Below are 14,571 nucleotides of genomic sequence, written 5' to 3'. Positions count from 1 at the left end.
AATAGCGATACGCAATCGATTTCCTTATTTTTCACACGTGTTTGATTTGGAGAATCGTTAATGCTCTTTGGAATTCAGCTTGGAGTTTTGCGGTAACGGTGATTGTTTTTTTGCTCTTAGGATGCTCGAAACAGAGTTTACTTGCATGTAAGAGCATGGTATCATGTGCAAATGTTTCTTTCCAGAGTTTGTTCTGTTTATTACAGCCATGTGGCCGGTCACCAATAATGGGGTGTAATATATGGGCAAAGTGTCGTCTTAATTGATGCATTCTGCCTGTTTCTGGCTTCGCTAAAACCAAGGAATACCTAGAGGTGGCATGTCCGCCAAAGGGAAGATCGATTTCTGCGCTTTGGAGCGTCTGATAATTTGTGAGGCATTCCTGGATCGTTCCATTTTCCTTTTTCAGGGGGTAATCGATACGCCCATGGTCTTGCGTATACCCTCTTAAAACCGCCATGTACTCTTTTTTGATTAGGTTTTGCGCAAAAGCCTGCTGGATTTCACTGTTCATTTCTTTGTTCAGGGTGAACAGCAACACGCCTGCAGTTTTTCGGTCAATGCGGTGCGCCGGGAAAACCATTTTTCCAATTTGATCCCTCAGGAGTTGTAAGGCAAACTCACTGGTATCCGCCGCAATCATCGAGCGGTGCACCAACAAGCCATGCGGTTTATTGATGGCAATTAGATCGTCATCTTGGTAGAGGATTTCCAGCATTAAAAGTTCGTTAAATGATCCATTAACTGCGCGGCTTTTTCGTCGAGCTTCGGGCTGATCCAAACCTGGTTAAACGCGCCTACCCCAATGGTTATTTTTTCGCCGTTCCAATTGATCTGACTCAAGGAAAACAAATAATAGTTTTGTGTCCTGGTGTAATTGGTTACAAATTCTTTGACCACTTTATCGCCGAACAACATCATGCCCAGATCCACGGCTTTTTTATCCTTGTAATCCAATTGTTTTTTTAGAATCTCTTTTGCTTTTTGTGTCAGTTTTTCTTCAAACTGCTCCTTCACGGGGTTCGTAAAAACGGCAGCTAACATCAAAAGAATTAGCAGTAATGCAAATATTCTGGTTTTACTCATGTGACAAAAATAAGGTAATTTGATTAGTTTTTTGCTAAAAGATCAACGCAAAGAACCACATGCTAAGCAGGTACATCAGATACAGAAACCCAATCATCAGGATAAATAATCCTGCCAGGATAACCAGAATGATATTTTTGGCACTCCCCTGGTTGCGGTTGAGTTTATAATGATCATCCAGAAGCTTGATGTTCTTTTGATTGGCTTTGTTAAAAAAATCAAAGACATTTCCCAGAATTGGGATAGAACCCAGAATGGCATCCCAGGTGATATTGAAAAGCATTTTTAGAACAACTTTACTGCTGACCCCGTTTCGGGCCATCACCCATACCAGCATCAGGGAAATTAACCAAGTGGTGATTTGGCCACCAAAGGGTATAAAATTTAAGAGCGGATCTAGACCGAAACGAAAATTTCCAATGCGGAAACGACTATCCATTAATTCAGATAGTCGTTTAACCCATTGAAAGTCTTTCTCAATTTTATCTAAAGCATATGCTTTTGACTTTTCCATTTTATTTTATTTCGAAAACAGCATCAATCTGGCAGTTGAGTTTGATTGGACGAATGTCCAATTCCAATCCTTGCTCCATGGAATCGGCCATCTCTAGATTTGATGATTTTGCCATTGCGTACATTCTTGGAGAAGGGTTGATGTTTTCCCAATTGAAACTGCTGTTGTCGTTGATCATCAACACCTTGCCGATGGTGTCATCTTCCGCGGAAGCGAGAATTTCCGCATTGACACGTGCATCTTTCATCGCGATGGTTTTTAATTCTTTCTCAATCCTTTTTTTCTCTGAGTGATCGTAACCTGTGATCGAAGTACTTTGAAGACCCTGAGCGTCTAAAGCTTCCATCATCGCATTTAAGTTATTCAGATTGGTTACTTTGATGCGGTATTGGCGAGCTTGTAACAATTCGTTGTTCTTTTTTTTCTCAGCGCTGTTATAGCTATACATATTTTGAATGGTGAAATCTTCTTTTTTCACGCCATGCTTCATCGCGGATTCAAAGAGTTGTTTCTCAAGGATATCGATGGCAACTTTTTTCTTGGTGTTGCCATTCTCGTAGTATTCTTTCAAAGAAATGGATAAGAATATAATGTCTGGGGTAACTTCTTTTTCAGCAAAGCCTCGGGTTGCTACGCGACGTGTGTTTTCCATGGTTGAATTTTGTGCTTGTGCTGAAACAATTAATGTGATTACGGCCAGCAGAGTTAATATTTTTTTCATATGCTTGTTTTAATTTAGTATTCTGTTAAATGCAAGTTTACCAATCAACTTTAAGGTAGACAACTTAAATTGAAAAATGTTTAATCTCAAATTTTTTTTTCATATATATTTAGAAAATATTTGATACCTTTAAAAAAACAATAATTAATAACATGCAAGAAGGAGTAGTAAAATTCTTTAATGAGGCCAAAGGTTTCGGTTTCATAATCCCAAATTCAGGCGAGAGCGAAATTTTCGTTCACGTTTCAGGCTTAGTAGACAAAGTTCGTGAAAACGATCATGTATCTTACGAAGAAGAACAGGGCCGCAAAGGTCTTAACGCGGTAAATGTAAAGCTTATCTAAGAGAATAGATTCAATATATATTTATTGTGGAAGAGCCTGTGAGATCATATCTGACGGGCTTTTTTGGGTCCTTAATTTCCAAAAACCTCTTCCAAGATATACAGCGAATTCAACTCACCAAAGTTCTCTGTATGAAGCCGGTAATAGTCAATGAGTTTTTGTAGTAGGTAAGACCGATCGACTTTTTGTAGCTTGATTTTGTTACATTCACTATAGGAACAGCGCATAATTTCTCGAAAATATTGACTGTGCGGATTTTGGATCAGGTACACATGATTCGGTGGAGAACTTGTGAAATTTCCCTCGATGAGGTCAAAATAAGGTTTATCAGATAATTCGGGTTTAAAACCTAAAAATTGAGTGAGTTTGGCTAAAAAGATCAACGGGTAGTTTCCCAGACCCAGGTTGCTTTGATCGAGCCATATAATGGAATTTTCAATAAAATGAAAAAGAGCGGGATCCGGGTTCTGGTGGCGAAGGACTTTGTAGAGAATCTCGTTTAAAAACAGACTGATCGAACTCTTAACGATGTCCAGTGGTATACTGCGCAAGACGGGATGTTGCTGCGCTTCTTTGATGCGCTGTAAATTAGCGCTTTCTTTTTGGTAAACCACCAGATCAAGTAAATGAAAGGGTTGCAGCATGCTGCTTGAAATCTTTGCTTTGGGTTTACGCGCACCACTTATCATATAAGATTGCAGGCCAAATGCTTCGGTGTAAATTTGAGCGACAACGCTACTCTCCGAATAATTGGTGATTTTTAAGGGTATTCCTTTGGTCTGGTGTAACATTGCCTTCTGCCCTACTTTCTGTTTTTTCTTCTTTTTAGTAAACCGCTCAAATCTATTGCGCGAATTAAATAATACACCAGGGTTACAAACCCCACCCCAAAAGAGATCACCCCCACGCTCATGAGTAGTTTATACCAATTGTTTTCCGCTTCCATCAGCCTTAAGCTGTATAAAACACAGGAGACACCCAGAATGATTAAGGCAAGGCCTCTGCTTAAATATTTATTCAATTGTGAATTGTTGAAAACTATTGTTGTGATCTGTCCGTTAATTGTACTGCAAAATACAGTAATTTTGGTGAATTTCTCCACGCCTTTTGATTATTTTTAAAATAATTACCAAATTCTTATTGTATTTCCCAAAAGAATTATTGATATTTGCACACTCGTTTAAAAGGACGAATTACATTTAAAGATCAACAATAAAATAGAATATCATGTCAAGAATTTGTGATTTAACAGGCAAGAAGGCATTAACTGGAAATAGCGTTTCACACTCAAATGCTAAAACTAAGCGTAAATTTTACCCTAATTTACAGACTAAGCGTTTTTTCATTCCTGAAGAAGATCGCTGGATTACTTTGAAAGTATCTACTTCGGCTATCAAGACAATTAATAAGAACGGCATTACAGCAGCGATTGATAAATTTATCAAAAAGGGTCATATTTAATAATTGACGCCTGTTGTATCCACATAACATAGATTCATGAAATTCACCCGTGAGGGCATAAATAAATAAGGCAATGGCAAAAAAAGGAAATAGAGTACAGGTTATCTTAGAGTGTACTGAACACAAAGAAAGTGGTCTTCCAGGTATGTCTCGTTATATTACCACTAAGAACAAAAAGAACACAACTGAACGTTTGGAAATGAAGAAATTCAATCCAGTTTTGAGAAAAGTAACCGTTCATAAAGAAATTAAGTAAAAATCCTTGGATAGGGTTCTATCCGAATAAAAAAAGTATACCATGGCAAAGAAATCAGTTGCATCATTACAAAAAGGTGGTGGTAAAGAATATACAAAGGTTATTATCGCTGCAAAATCTCAAAAAACAGGTGCTTATACTTTCAAAGAGAGTATGATCCACAATGACAAAGTAAAAGAGGTTGTTGCTTCGGCTTCTAAATAAGCAGTAAGATATTCCTTTTTTTAAAGTTTTTCTTTAAAAAATCTTATAATTAGCCGTTTTGGTTTACCCAAAAGGGCTTTTTTAGTATCTTCTATTTAAGTATCTTTGAGAGATCTACCTTACCCTAATTTTATATTTTATCTGCATGGGATTATTTGATTTTTTAAAAAAGAAACAAGAAACACCTGAGGCACAGGAGGCCCTGGACAAAGGTTTGGAGAAAACCAAAGAGGGTTTCTTTTCCAAAATTACCAAAGCGGTTGTTGGAAAGTCAACCATTGATGATGATGTTCTTGATAACCTGGAAGAGGTTCTGGTGAGCTCCGATGTAGGAGTGAGCACAACGCTTAAGATTGTTGAACGGATTCAAAAACGTGCAGCACAGGATAAATATATCACCACCGATGACTTAAATAGTCTGCTAAAAGAAGAAATTCAAGCCCTTCTGGCTGAAAATAACAGCAATGATTTTGAACATTTTGAATATGGAACGCAAAAACCATATGTCATTATGGTGGTGGGTGTGAATGGGGTTGGTAAAACAACAACGATTGGTAAACTAGCTTATCAACTTCAACAAGCCGGCAATAAAGTTGTGCTGGGTGCTGGTGATACGTTTCGCGCAGCAGCGGTAGAACAACTGCAACTTTGGGGCGAGCGGGTAAATGTACGGGTGGTTGCCCAGCCAATGGGCTCCGATCCAGCTTCGGTTGCTTACGATACGATTAAATCAGCAGTAGCCAACGCAGACGATGTGGCTATTATTGATACCGCCGGACGCTTGCATAATAAAGTGGGTTTGATGAACGAGCTCTCCAAAATTAAGCAAGTGATGCAAAAGGTAATTCCTGGTGCCCCACATGAAATTTTATTGGTCCTGGATGCCTCCACCGGACAGAATGCAATTGAACAGGCCACTCAGTTTACCCAGGCAACGGATGTGAATGCCTTGGCACTTACCAAATTAGATGGGACGGCTAAGGGTGGCGTGGTTATCGGGATTTCCGATCAGTTTAAAATCCCAGTTAAATACATTGGTGTGGGAGAGAAGATTGGCGATTTGCAGTTATTTAACAAAAAAGACTTCGTGGACTCATTATTTAAGTAGGCCACAGCATTTTATATGAAAACAAAACAAACAAAAGCAGCTCCGAGTATCAGTAAGCCACGGGTTAACGTGGTGACCTTGGGTTGTTCAAAAAACATCCACGACAGTGAAGTGTTGATGGGACAGCTTAAAGGAAACCAAATGGAGGTTGTTCACGAATCAAACAATATCAGAGAGAACGATATTGTGGTGATCAACACGTGTGGATTTATTGATAATGCCAAACAAGAATCCATCGATACCATCCTTCAGTTTTCTGACCTGAAGGACCAAGGTAAGGTCGGTAAGGTTATTGTAACGGGCTGTTTATCCGAGCGCTACAAACCAGAGCTGGAATCAGAAATTCCAAATGTAGATGCTTTTTTCGGAACCAATGATCTTCCTGATTTATTGAATTCGGTTGGGGCAAACTATAAGCATGAGCTTCTGGGCGAACGTTTATTGACAACGCCTTCCCATTATTCTTATTTTAAAATTGCAGAAGGGTGTAATCGTCCATGTTCTTTTTGTGCGATTCCGTTAATGCGTGGTAAACATGTTTCTAAATCCATTGATGATTTGGTTAAGGAAGCTAAATTTCTGGCCTCCAACGGGACCAAGGAATTGATCTTAATTGCGCAGGACTTGACCTATTACGGCCTGGATATTTATGGTAAACGAAACCTTGCTGATCTACTTCGCCATCTCTCGGATGTGAATGGGATTGATTGGATTCGCTTGCAATATGCATATCCTTCGGGGTTTCCAATGGATATTCTGGACGCCATGAATGAGCGTGACAATATTTGTAATTATTTGGACATGCCCTTACAGCATATCTCCGATACGATGCTTAGTTCAATGAGACGTGGAACCAGCAAGCAGAAACAGATTGATTTAGTCAACAAGATTCGCGATAAGGTGCCCAATATTGCCCTTCGCACAACCTTGATTTGTGGGTATCCCGGGGAGAGCGAAAAAGATTTTAACGAAATGTTGGACTGGGTGGAACAAACTCGTTTTGACAGACTAGGCTGTTTTACTTATTCTCATGAAGAAAAGACACATGCCCATACCTTAATCGATGATGTCCCAGAGGAAACCAAACAAGAACGTGTGGATCAGATTATGGAGGTTCAACAGGGAATTTCCTTTGAAATTAATCAACAAAAGATCGGCGGTACCTATAAGGTTCTCGTAGACAGAATGGATGGAGAGTATTTTATTGGCCGGACTGAGTTTGATTCTCCTGAGGTGGATAATGAGGTGATTCTTGAGGCGAAAACAAATTATGCCCGAATTGGTGATTTTGTTCAGGTGAGCGTGGATCGGGCGGAGGATTTCGACTTATATGGCTCAATTGTCAAATAGACATAAATTTTAAGGGCGGGTGACGCCCTTTTTTATTTTTTTTGTATTTTGTCTACCGAGTACATATGCATTTAAATAATCTTAAAATTGGTAGATGAAAGCTACATATATTGATTACAGTGACACCAACAGTTTCTCTAATACACTCATAGCTTATCTCTCTGATGAGCAAGCTTTGTCTAACTTTTACGGTAATAAGCCTACTCTTTCTGGCTTTAAAGACCAGCTCGCTAAAAAGCAAAATTTCGAACATCGTGAGCTTTTAACGACTGTTTTAATGGAGCAGTATGGCGATCTCCTAAAAGACTCGCCCCTGGTGTCCAAAAACATCAATCTTCTGAAAGACAAAAAAACCTTTACAGTGACCACCGGTCACCAGTTAAACATTTTCACGGGACCTTTATATTTTATTTTTAAAATCGTTACGGCGATTAAATTGGCCCAGGATTTAAAGGCGGAATTTGCCGATCATGAGTTCGTTCCGGTCTATTGGATGGCCACGGAGGATCATGATTTTGCGGAAATTAATCATACCCGGGTGTATGGTAAAAAAATAAACTGGGATACTCAGGCGGGTTCAGCGACCGGAAGAATGGATACCAGCTCCATGATCCAAGTGGTCCGGGAGTACTGCAATACCTTTGGTTTATCCCAGAACGCGAGTCATTTGAGCGGCCTTGTCAAACAGGCTTACTTGAGTGGGAGAAGCCTTGCAGATGCGACCCGTATTTTCGTTAATTCTTTGTTTAAAGAATATGGTCTGGTTATTATTGATGCCGATCATCGGGAATTTAAAGAGGTCTTTACCCCAATCATTCAGGATGACATTCTTAACCAGAAAAGTTTCAAGGCCATCTCGGAGACCTCCTCGACCCTTGTTTCCCTAAACTATTCGACCCAGGTTCAACCCCGGGAAATTAACTTCTTTTATTTAACGGACGAGTTTAGGGAGCGCATCGTCCAACTCGATGAGGATCGTTTTGAGGTTCTTCATCAGGGTATTTATTTTACCAGGCAGGAGTTAATTCAGGAAATTTCAGATTACCCTGAACGCTTTAGTCCCAATGTGGTCATGCGGCCCCTGTTTCAAGAAATTATCTTACCCAATCTTGCCTATATAGGTGGCGGGGCAGAGATTGTTTATTGGCTCCAATTGAAGGCTAACTTTGAGCAGTATGGCATTGATTTCCCCATCCTAATTCCTCGGAATTCGGCGATGATTACAGACGATCAGATGGTAGGGAAGATATTTCGTTTAGACCTTACTTTCAAAAGTATCTTCAAATCAGCGGAAACTCTTCGCGGCGAATATGTTAAAAGAAAAACCAAACACCGTTTAAATTTGCATGATGAATGGATGGAGCTGAATGCTATTTTTGCTAAAATTAAACTCCGTACCCATAAAATAGATCCTACTTTAGCACCAAGCGCAGATGCGGTTAAGGCCAGACTGAAAAAAGCAGTCAATAATTTAGAAAAGAAATTGCTCAAAGCGGAGAAAAATAATTATCAGGAGTCCTTGATTCAAATCGATCGTCTTAAGGAGAAACTTTTTCCTTCGGGAGGCTTACAGGAGCGTTCTGAAAACTTTGCGGTCCTGTATTTAAAACATGGCGATGAATTTATACCGGATTTAATAAACGCGTTTAAGCCATTGGATTTTAAATTTACTATCTTGTATTGATATGACGGAAAGCGAGTTGATTCAGAGTAACTTTTATAAATATTACACGACAAAGACCCATTTGGAGTCTGCTGATTTTGAAAAATTGGCTCCGTATTTTGAATTCAGAGAACTCGCTCATAACCAGATTTTGCTTCGTGCGGGAGAGGTCTGTAAACATTTTTTGTTTGTCGAGCAAGGTATTCTTCAGTTGTTTTCCCTGGATTCCAAGGGAGGGGAGCATATCCTTCAGTTTGCTCCTGAAAACTGGTTGCTTGTGGACCGCTCGAGCATGTATTTCGGGGAACCCTCTGAATATTACATCAAGGCCATTGAACCCAGTAAGGTGGTTTTCCTGAACCCCCAGTTTTTGCTGGAGGCGGCCAGGTTGAAGCCTGATGTCTCTACCTTTACCGAAATATCCCTCCAACGTAATATCTTTTTTATTCAAAGGCGAATTAATTCTTTGCTTGCGATGACCGCAAGGGAACGGTATTTGGATTTCATGGCGCTGTATCCAGATCTTTTATTGCGGGTTCCTCAATGGATGATCGCCTCTTATCTGGGTATCACTCCGGAGAGTCTAAGCCGCGTAAGAAGGGAGATTGCGAAAGAAAGTTTTTAAATTTTTTTCCCGCTGTTCCTTTTTCTCCTAAGGTCCTTTAAGGGGCCTGATGAAACACCTCCGCCATCATGCAACGCGCACTTCCTCCGCCATACTTCTCTATACTATACAAAGGGGCCGATAAGATCTTCCCATGTTTTTGTATCTGTTGCACCTGTTCCTCCCTTAGAGACTTCAAGGCTTGTTCACTCATGCATATATAGACTGAGTCGTCCTTGCTACTTTTTACCTGCAGGATATTGCCGGCAAAATGATCCATCTGATCCGTGCTTATTTCAATGATTTCTTTTCCGCTTTCTTGAAGTTCTTTTTTTACCAATTCTCTCTGGGCCGAATCCTGTATGCTTTGTAGGCAAATGAGTGCGAATTTACGCCCTATAGACATCATCACATTGGTGTGATAAATGGGATAAAATTTTCCTTCAATATTTTGGCTTGCCTGAAAGCTGATTCCCCGGTATCCTTGCCGCTCGCAATATTCTTGAAACAGAGGTTCATTGGCCCGCTCGGATATACTGAGGTAGGCGAGTTTATTTTCCCGATCTAAAATCATCGCTCCGGTTCCTTCTAAAAATTGATTTTGGTCCTCAAAGATGCTATAGTCAATGATCTTTTCAAAGGAATAGCCCATTTGGTCGAGTTTCCCCAGGTAATTCAGGGATCTTTCTCTTCTTCTGTTTTCGGCAAATACGGGGTAAAAGATGGCTTCATTCTGATGAAACGAGATTATGTTATTGGGGAAGATGCTGTCCGGCGTATCCTGAGAACCATCATCCTGAATCAGAAGTACCTTAATGCCTGCGTTTTGCAAAACCTGGACGTAGTTGTCAAATTCAGCTAAGGCGAGCTCGCCTGCCCGATTGGTTTGGGGAGTTTCGGCCTGGAAATAATTGTTTACGGCAGTTTGTTCGTTCCTTCTGAACGAAAAGGGTCTGACCATTAGTATTGTATCGGTGATTTGCATGATTAATTTCGAATTAAAGGGAGCGTGGAACAGCGCAACAGACCTTCTTGTTTTCCTATTTCATGGTAGGGGATTTCCTCCACGATGAAGCCATTTTCTAGCAGCCAGTGGTTTAATCTGGTGAATCTTTTTTCACTCACGACAACTTTCGGGCTTATCGAGAAAACGTTTGAAAACATTTCATACATTTCTTGTGCGGTGATCTCAAAAAGGTTTTGGGCACCAAATAAGTCTTTCAGGAAATGGTAGTCCTGCGGATTCATGAAGCCTGATGGGTAGATGATGGCTTTGTCCCCGCCCAGTGGCTGGAAGCAACAGTCCAGATGCAGCGCGTTTAAGGTTGCATCGGTCATGGATTTAATCAAATCAAATCCCCGCACTTTTTTCTCAGGAAATAATTGGGTAATAAATTCTACGCCCGCTGTATTGGTTCTGGCGGTGTTGATCTGGGCATAGTCTTCTTTGGAATAGGTGCCAATGAAAATATGGTCTTTCCAGAGAATCACATCTCCGCCTTCAATATGGACCTCTTTGGGTGCCTGAATGAATTTCTGGGGAGCGATTTGATCCACGATTCGCTGGATTGCATTCCATTCTTGAGAACGGTCGGGGAGGATGTTTGATTTGATAAAATAGTCGTCGATAACAAAGCCGATGTCCCGGGTAAAAATTTGGTTTAATCCGTCGATTTCATCGGGTCTTAGTACCTGTACACCATAACGCTCCAATACATTTTGAAAGTGCTGTAGTTCATAGACCATCTCGGACTCTCTGGGGTATGTTCCTTTTCGAATATGTTCCAGGGACTTGGGGTCATAGGCCTGCTGAGGGGTTGGCACGGGACCGTTGCTATCGGCTATGCCAAGGATCACTGTGCGTAAGGGGCTCGTTTCATTTTGTATATGGAGTTTGAGCATATCATTTATTTTGGTTCAGGCCTAATTTAGCAAAGTTTCTTCTTTTAAATCAAAGCGCTGTAATTATTGTAAATAATTAATTTTTAGTCGATTAATTCTACAATTCCTGTGCTTGGATAGGGGTTTATTGTACTGATTGTTTAAAAATTCGATGATTTATTTATCGTTTTTTTAATACAGATCTGCTTCTGAAGGGGGTTGGTTAATTATTTAAGGGAACAGGTATTTTGCGGCATTGGAAGCAAAGCGTTGAATTTTTAAATCTTTGGTAAGTTAGCTGAATTTTCTTTGGTGATACTTCAAAAATATGTGCAATCGATTGATGGGATTAAAAAAGTACTTGCTCCAGTGGAGGGGTATAAATATTCCTTTAAAAAGCGTATCTTTGCGAATTGAAATTTCACAACGGAATTTTCGTTGAAAGAAATTGGAAAACAGTTAGTTAAACAATTCTTCAAGTTACAAATAGGACTTAAAATGAGTAACGTATATTACCAAGAAAAATTTGAGGATCGCCACAATGGTCCCAGCTCTAGTCAAGTAGAGGAAATGTTGAACGTTTTGGGCGTTAATTCTTTGGATGAACTTATCGAACAAACCGTTCCCGCACAAATTCGTAAAAAGGAGACGCTAAAACTTCCTGCTGCCTTGTCTGAGGTAGCCTATCTCGAGAAGATTGCGCAGGTTGCTGAGAAAAATAAAGTCTTCAAATCGTATATTGGTCAGGGTTATAACGATGTAATCCTTCCAGGGGTCATTCAACGAAACGTTTTCGAGAATCCAGGATGGTACACGCAATACACGCCTTATCAGGCAGAAATTGCTCAGGGTCGTCTTCAAGCGTTACTGAATTTTCAAACGATGGTTTGTGACCTAACGGGTTTAGAAATCGCAAATGCTTCACTTTTGGACGAGGCAACGGCGGCGGCTGAGGCGATGTTTATGTTGTATAGCGCCCGTAAAAATAAAGCGGCTAATGTTTTTCTGGTTACCTCCAATGTGTACCCGCAAACGTTAGATGTGCTGCAGACCAGAGCTGTTCCTTTCGGTATTGAAATACGTGTTGCTGATATTGGTGTCGAAAATCTAAGTGATGATGTCTTTGCGAGTTTTATCCAGTTCCCGGCAGCGGATGGCTCGGTGAATTCGTACAAGGAATTTGCGGCTTACGCGCACGATAAGAACATTACGATCTGTGTGGCTACTGACTTATTGGCTTTAGCTTTGCTGACTCCTCCGGGAGAATGGGGAGCGGACGTAGTGGTTGGTAACTCCCAACGATTTGGTGTTCCTATGGGTTTTGGTGGACCTCATGCGGCTTTCTTTGCAACCAAGGATGCCTATAAAAGAAATATTCCTGGACGGATCATTGGTGTGACTTCTGATTCCCAGGGAGAGTATGCATTGCGCATGGCGCTGCAAACCCGCGAGCAGCATATCCGCCGCGACAAGGCTGCTTCAAATATTTGTACAGCGCAGGCCCTTTTAGCGATTATGGCCTCTTTCTATGCTGTATATCATGGGCCAAAAGGCATTAAGCAAATAGCCAGCCGCATCAATGATTTAACAAAATTGGCCAATAAGGCAATTTCCTCTTATGGATATACCCAAACCAACCAAGCGTTTTTTGATACACTTCGCTTTGATGTTGGCGAGCAGCTTGGTAATTTGAAATCGGAGGCTTTGAATCATGAATTAAACTTTTTTTATCAACAAGGGGTTGTTGGAATCTCAATCGATGAGACGACGACTTTCCAAGATGTTGAAAAAATTGTGAAGGTATTTGCTAAGATTAGCGGTAAATCCGTGAATGAGGTTAATTTAACAGATTTCCTCGATTCTCTGGAACCCTCTTTCCCTGAGCAGTTGGAACGTAGTTCTGACTATTTAACCCACCCTGTTTTTAATAGCTACCACTCAGAGAGTGAGATGCTTCGGTATATCAAATCTTTGGAAACAAAGGATCTTTCGCTTTGTCATTCCATGATTCCGCTAGGATCATGTACAATGAAATTGAATGCAACCAGTGAAATGGTTCCTGTTACCTGGGCTCGTTTTGGCGGATTGCATCCATTTGCACCAGCTGATCAAACCTCAGGGTATATGCAATTGATTAATGAGTTAAATGATTGGTTGTGTGAGATCACAGGTTTTGCAAAAATGTCCTTTCAGCCGAATTCAGGAGCACAGGGTGAATATACGGGTTTAATGGTTATTCGTGCTTATCACCATAGTCGTGGTGAGTTTGAAAGAAATATCTGTTTGATTCCTGCCTCTGCTCATGGAACAAACCCAGCTTCTGCCTCGATGGCAGGATTAAAAGTGGTGGTTGTTAAATGTGATGAACGTGGAAATATCGATGTGGAGGATCTGCGTGAGAAAGCTGAGCAGCATGCGGCAAATTTGAATTCTTTGATGGTGACTTATCCCTCAACACATGGCGTCTTTGAGGAGCCAATCATTGAAATCTGTGATATTATTCACCAACATGGTGGTCAGGTTTACATGGATGGAGCAAACATGAACGCTCAGGTTGGTTTAACCAGCCCAGGCTACATTGGTGCTGATGTGTGTCACCTGAACTTGCACAAAACGTTCTGTATTCCTCACGGTGGAGGTGGTCCGGGTATGGGTCCGATCGGTGTTGCAAAACATCTGGTTCCTTTCCTTCCTAACCATGAGGTGGTAGAGGTTTCTACTGAAGATGGTATTTCTGCAGTTTCTGCAGCTCCTTTTGGTTCAGCCTCGATTCTTGTAATCTCGCATGCCTATATCGCGATGATGGGACCAGATGGCTTAACCAACGCAACTAAAAAAGCGATCTTAAACGCGAACTATATTAAGGCGCGTCTGGAACAACATTACCCGGTTCTATATGCCGGTTCAAATGGACGTTGTGCACATGAGATGATTTTGGATTGCCGTTCGTTTAAAAATGTCGGTATTGAGGTCGGGGATATTGCCAAGCGATTGATGGATTATGGATTCCATGCGCCAACAGTTTCTTTCCCTGTGGCAGGCACCTTGATGATTGAACCTACAGAATCAGAATCTAAACCTGAACTTGATCGTTTCTGTGATGCTTTAATTGCTATTCGATCTGAAATTGCTGCGGTGGAATCGGGTCTGGTAAACCAGGCTGATAATGTGTTAAAGCATGCTCCTCATACCGCCTCTGTGGTTACTGCTGATGCTTGGGATAGACCATATTCACGTCAAACAGCTGCTTACCCTATCGCCTACTTGAAAGTAAATAAATTCTGGCCTTCTGTTGGCCGGGTGAATGATTCGCAAGGAGACCGGACATTAATTTGTTCTTGTCCTGCAATCGAAGAATATGCTGAGGTATAATCGTTAA

General features: G+C 40.8%; 17 protein-coding genes. 9 read left to right on the top strand and 8 right to left on the bottom strand.

Going from position 1 to position 14,571, the window contains the following annotated elements; all coding sequences use genetic code 11:
• Positions 1-31: 31 nt before the first annotated feature.
• The 4 genes from AC6CHH_RS00140 to AC6CHH_RS00125 are packed head-to-tail and all read right to left on the bottom strand — an operon-like array spanning position 32 to position 2,321.
• The gene (locus tag AC6CHH_RS00140) at positions 32-718 is read right to left on the bottom strand and encodes a pseudouridine synthase (protein WP_498278464.1); all 687 of its coding nucleotides are present in this window, start codon (positions 716-718) and stop codon (positions 32-34) included.
• A complete protein-coding gene (locus tag AC6CHH_RS00135) occupies positions 718-1,086 on the bottom strand; it encodes a DUF4359 domain-containing protein (RefSeq protein WP_498278462.1) in 369 nt (122 codons plus the stop codon). The genes AC6CHH_RS00140 and AC6CHH_RS00135 overlap by 1 nt, the downstream gene beginning before the upstream one ends.
• Positions 1,087-1,120: 34 nt before the next feature.
• Entirely contained in the window at positions 1,121-1,600 is a 480-nt protein-coding gene (locus tag AC6CHH_RS00130; RefSeq protein WP_498278460.1) for a DUF4112 domain-containing protein, read from the bottom strand.
• 1 nt (position 1,601) lies between these two features.
• Positions 1,602-2,321 (bottom strand): SIMPL domain-containing protein, encoded by a 720-nt coding sequence (locus AC6CHH_RS00125; protein ID WP_498278458.1) that lies wholly within the window; start codon positions 2,319-2,321, stop codon positions 1,602-1,604.
• 152 nt (positions 2,322-2,473) lie between these two features.
• Between AC6CHH_RS00125 and AC6CHH_RS00120 the strand changes: the two genes are divergently transcribed.
• The gene (locus AC6CHH_RS00120; RefSeq protein WP_498278456.1) at positions 2,474-2,665 is read left to right on the top strand and encodes a cold-shock protein; all 192 of its coding nucleotides are present in this window, start codon (positions 2,474-2,476) and stop codon (positions 2,663-2,665) included.
• Positions 2,666-2,736: 71 nt separating this feature from the next.
• Here the strand turns inward: AC6CHH_RS00120 and recO are convergent, their stop codons facing one another.
• On the bottom strand, positions 2,737-3,456 hold the full coding sequence (recO, locus tag AC6CHH_RS00115; RefSeq protein WP_498278454.1) for a DNA repair protein RecO: 720 nt from the start codon (positions 3,454-3,456) through the stop codon (positions 2,737-2,739).
• Positions 3,457-3,467: 11 nt separating this feature from the next.
• Positions 3,468-3,767: a signal peptidase gene (locus AC6CHH_RS00110; protein WP_498278452.1), complete on the bottom strand. Its 300-nt coding sequence runs from the start codon at positions 3,765-3,767 to the stop codon at positions 3,468-3,470.
• 125 nt (positions 3,768-3,892) lie between these two features.
• Here AC6CHH_RS00110 and rpmB point away from each other — a divergent pair, with 125 nt between their 5' ends.
• The 7 genes from rpmB (at position 3,893) to AC6CHH_RS00075 (ending at position 9,332) form a co-directional block, all read left to right on the top strand.
• Entirely contained in the window at positions 3,893-4,126 is a 234-nt protein-coding gene (gene rpmB, locus AC6CHH_RS00105) for a 50S ribosomal protein L28 (protein WP_498278450.1), read from the top strand.
• Positions 4,127-4,199: 73 nt separating this feature from the next.
• Positions 4,200-4,382: a 50S ribosomal protein L33 gene (rpmG, locus tag AC6CHH_RS00100; RefSeq protein ID WP_085474106.1), complete on the top strand. Its 183-nt coding sequence runs from the start codon at positions 4,200-4,202 to the stop codon at positions 4,380-4,382.
• A gap of 42 nt (positions 4,383-4,424) precedes the next feature.
• The gene (locus AC6CHH_RS00095) at positions 4,425-4,586 is read left to right on the top strand and encodes a DUF4295 domain-containing protein (protein ID WP_498278448.1); all 162 of its coding nucleotides are present in this window, start codon (positions 4,425-4,427) and stop codon (positions 4,584-4,586) included.
• Positions 4,587-4,731: 145 nt separating this feature from the next.
• Complete coding sequence (ftsY, locus tag AC6CHH_RS00090; RefSeq protein WP_498278446.1) at positions 4,732-5,694, top strand: signal recognition particle-docking protein FtsY; 963 nt, start codon at positions 4,732-4,734, stop codon at positions 5,692-5,694.
• 15 nt (positions 5,695-5,709) lie between these two features.
• Entirely contained in the window at positions 5,710-7,044 is a 1,335-nt protein-coding gene (gene rimO, locus AC6CHH_RS00085; protein WP_498278444.1) for a 30S ribosomal protein S12 methylthiotransferase RimO, read from the top strand.
• Between the two features lie 94 nt (positions 7,045-7,138).
• Positions 7,139-8,728: a bacillithiol biosynthesis cysteine-adding enzyme BshC gene (bshC, locus tag AC6CHH_RS00080; RefSeq protein WP_498278442.1), complete on the top strand. Its 1,590-nt coding sequence runs from the start codon at positions 7,139-7,141 to the stop codon at positions 8,726-8,728.
• A gap of 1 nt (position 8,729) precedes the next feature.
• Positions 8,730-9,332 carry a Crp/Fnr family transcriptional regulator gene (locus AC6CHH_RS00075; protein WP_498278440.1) on the top strand — a complete coding sequence of 201 codons (603 nt, stop codon included), beginning with the start codon at positions 8,730-8,732 and terminating at the stop codon, positions 9,330-9,332.
• A 37-nt stretch (positions 9,333-9,369) separates the two neighbouring features.
• Here the strand turns inward: AC6CHH_RS00075 and ctlX are convergent, their stop codons facing one another.
• Together ctlX and AC6CHH_RS00065 are read right to left on the bottom strand one after the other, a co-directional pair.
• Positions 9,370-10,296 carry a citrulline utilization hydrolase CtlX gene (gene ctlX / locus AC6CHH_RS00070; RefSeq protein ID WP_498278438.1) on the bottom strand — a complete coding sequence of 309 codons (927 nt, stop codon included), beginning with the start codon at positions 10,294-10,296 and terminating at the stop codon, positions 9,370-9,372.
• Between the two features lie 2 nt (positions 10,297-10,298).
• On the bottom strand, positions 10,299-11,213 hold the full coding sequence (locus tag AC6CHH_RS00065) for a dimethylarginine dimethylaminohydrolase family protein (protein WP_498278436.1): 915 nt from the start codon (positions 11,211-11,213) through the stop codon (positions 10,299-10,301).
• A 477-nt stretch (positions 11,214-11,690) separates the two neighbouring features.
• Here AC6CHH_RS00065 and gcvP point away from each other — a divergent pair, with 477 nt between their 5' ends.
• Complete coding sequence (gene gcvP, locus AC6CHH_RS00060) at positions 11,691-14,564, top strand: aminomethyl-transferring glycine dehydrogenase (RefSeq protein ID WP_498278434.1); 2,874 nt, start codon at positions 11,691-11,693, stop codon at positions 14,562-14,564.
• The last annotated feature ends 7 nt before the right edge of the window (positions 14,565-14,571 follow it).

It is taken from the genome of Sphingobacterium sp. GQ94 (assembly GCF_059758715.1).
This window is presented reverse-complemented; position numbering and strand designations above follow the sequence as displayed.

Bases quoted from the DNA above. Each gene is read 5' to 3' on its own strand.
- AC6CHH_RS00140 (WP_498278464.1), bottom strand. From the start codon at position 718: ATGCTGGAAATCCTCTACCAAGATGACGATCTAATTGCCATCAATAAA.
- AC6CHH_RS00135 (WP_498278462.1), bottom strand. From the start codon at position 1,086: ATGAGTAAAACCAGAATATTTGCATTACTGCTAATTCTTTTGATGTTA.
- AC6CHH_RS00130 (WP_498278460.1), bottom strand. From the start codon at position 1,600: ATGGAAAAGTCAAAAGCATATGCTTTAGATAAAATTGAGAAAGACTTT.
- AC6CHH_RS00125 (WP_498278458.1), bottom strand. From the start codon at position 2,321: ATGAAAAAAATATTAACTCTGCTGGCCGTAATCACATTAATTGTTTCA.
- AC6CHH_RS00120 (WP_498278456.1), top strand. From the start codon at position 2,474: ATGCAAGAAGGAGTAGTAAAATTCTTTAATGAGGCCAAAGGTTTCGGT.
- recO (WP_498278454.1), bottom strand. From the start codon at position 3,456: ATGTTACACCAGACCAAAGGAATACCCTTAAAAATCACCAATTATTCG.
- rpmB (WP_498278450.1), top strand. From the start codon at position 3,893: ATGTCAAGAATTTGTGATTTAACAGGCAAGAAGGCATTAACTGGAAAT.
- rpmG (WP_085474106.1), top strand. From the start codon at position 4,200: ATGGCAAAAAAAGGAAATAGAGTACAGGTTATCTTAGAGTGTACTGAA.
- AC6CHH_RS00095 (WP_498278448.1), top strand. From the start codon at position 4,425: ATGGCAAAGAAATCAGTTGCATCATTACAAAAAGGTGGTGGTAAAGAA.
- ftsY (WP_498278446.1), top strand. From the start codon at position 4,732: ATGGGATTATTTGATTTTTTAAAAAAGAAACAAGAAACACCTGAGGCA.
- rimO (WP_498278444.1), top strand. From the start codon at position 5,710: ATGAAAACAAAACAAACAAAAGCAGCTCCGAGTATCAGTAAGCCACGG.
- bshC (WP_498278442.1), top strand. From the start codon at position 7,139: ATGAAAGCTACATATATTGATTACAGTGACACCAACAGTTTCTCTAAT.
- AC6CHH_RS00075 (WP_498278440.1), top strand. From the start codon at position 8,730: ATGACGGAAAGCGAGTTGATTCAGAGTAACTTTTATAAATATTACACG.
- ctlX (WP_498278438.1), bottom strand. From the start codon at position 10,296: ATGCAAATCACCGATACAATACTAATGGTCAGACCCTTTTCGTTCAGA.
- AC6CHH_RS00065 (WP_498278436.1), bottom strand. From the start codon at position 11,213: ATGCTCAAACTCCATATACAAAATGAAACGAGCCCCTTACGCACAGTG.
- gcvP (WP_498278434.1), top strand. From the start codon at position 11,691: ATGAGTAACGTATATTACCAAGAAAAATTTGAGGATCGCCACAATGGT.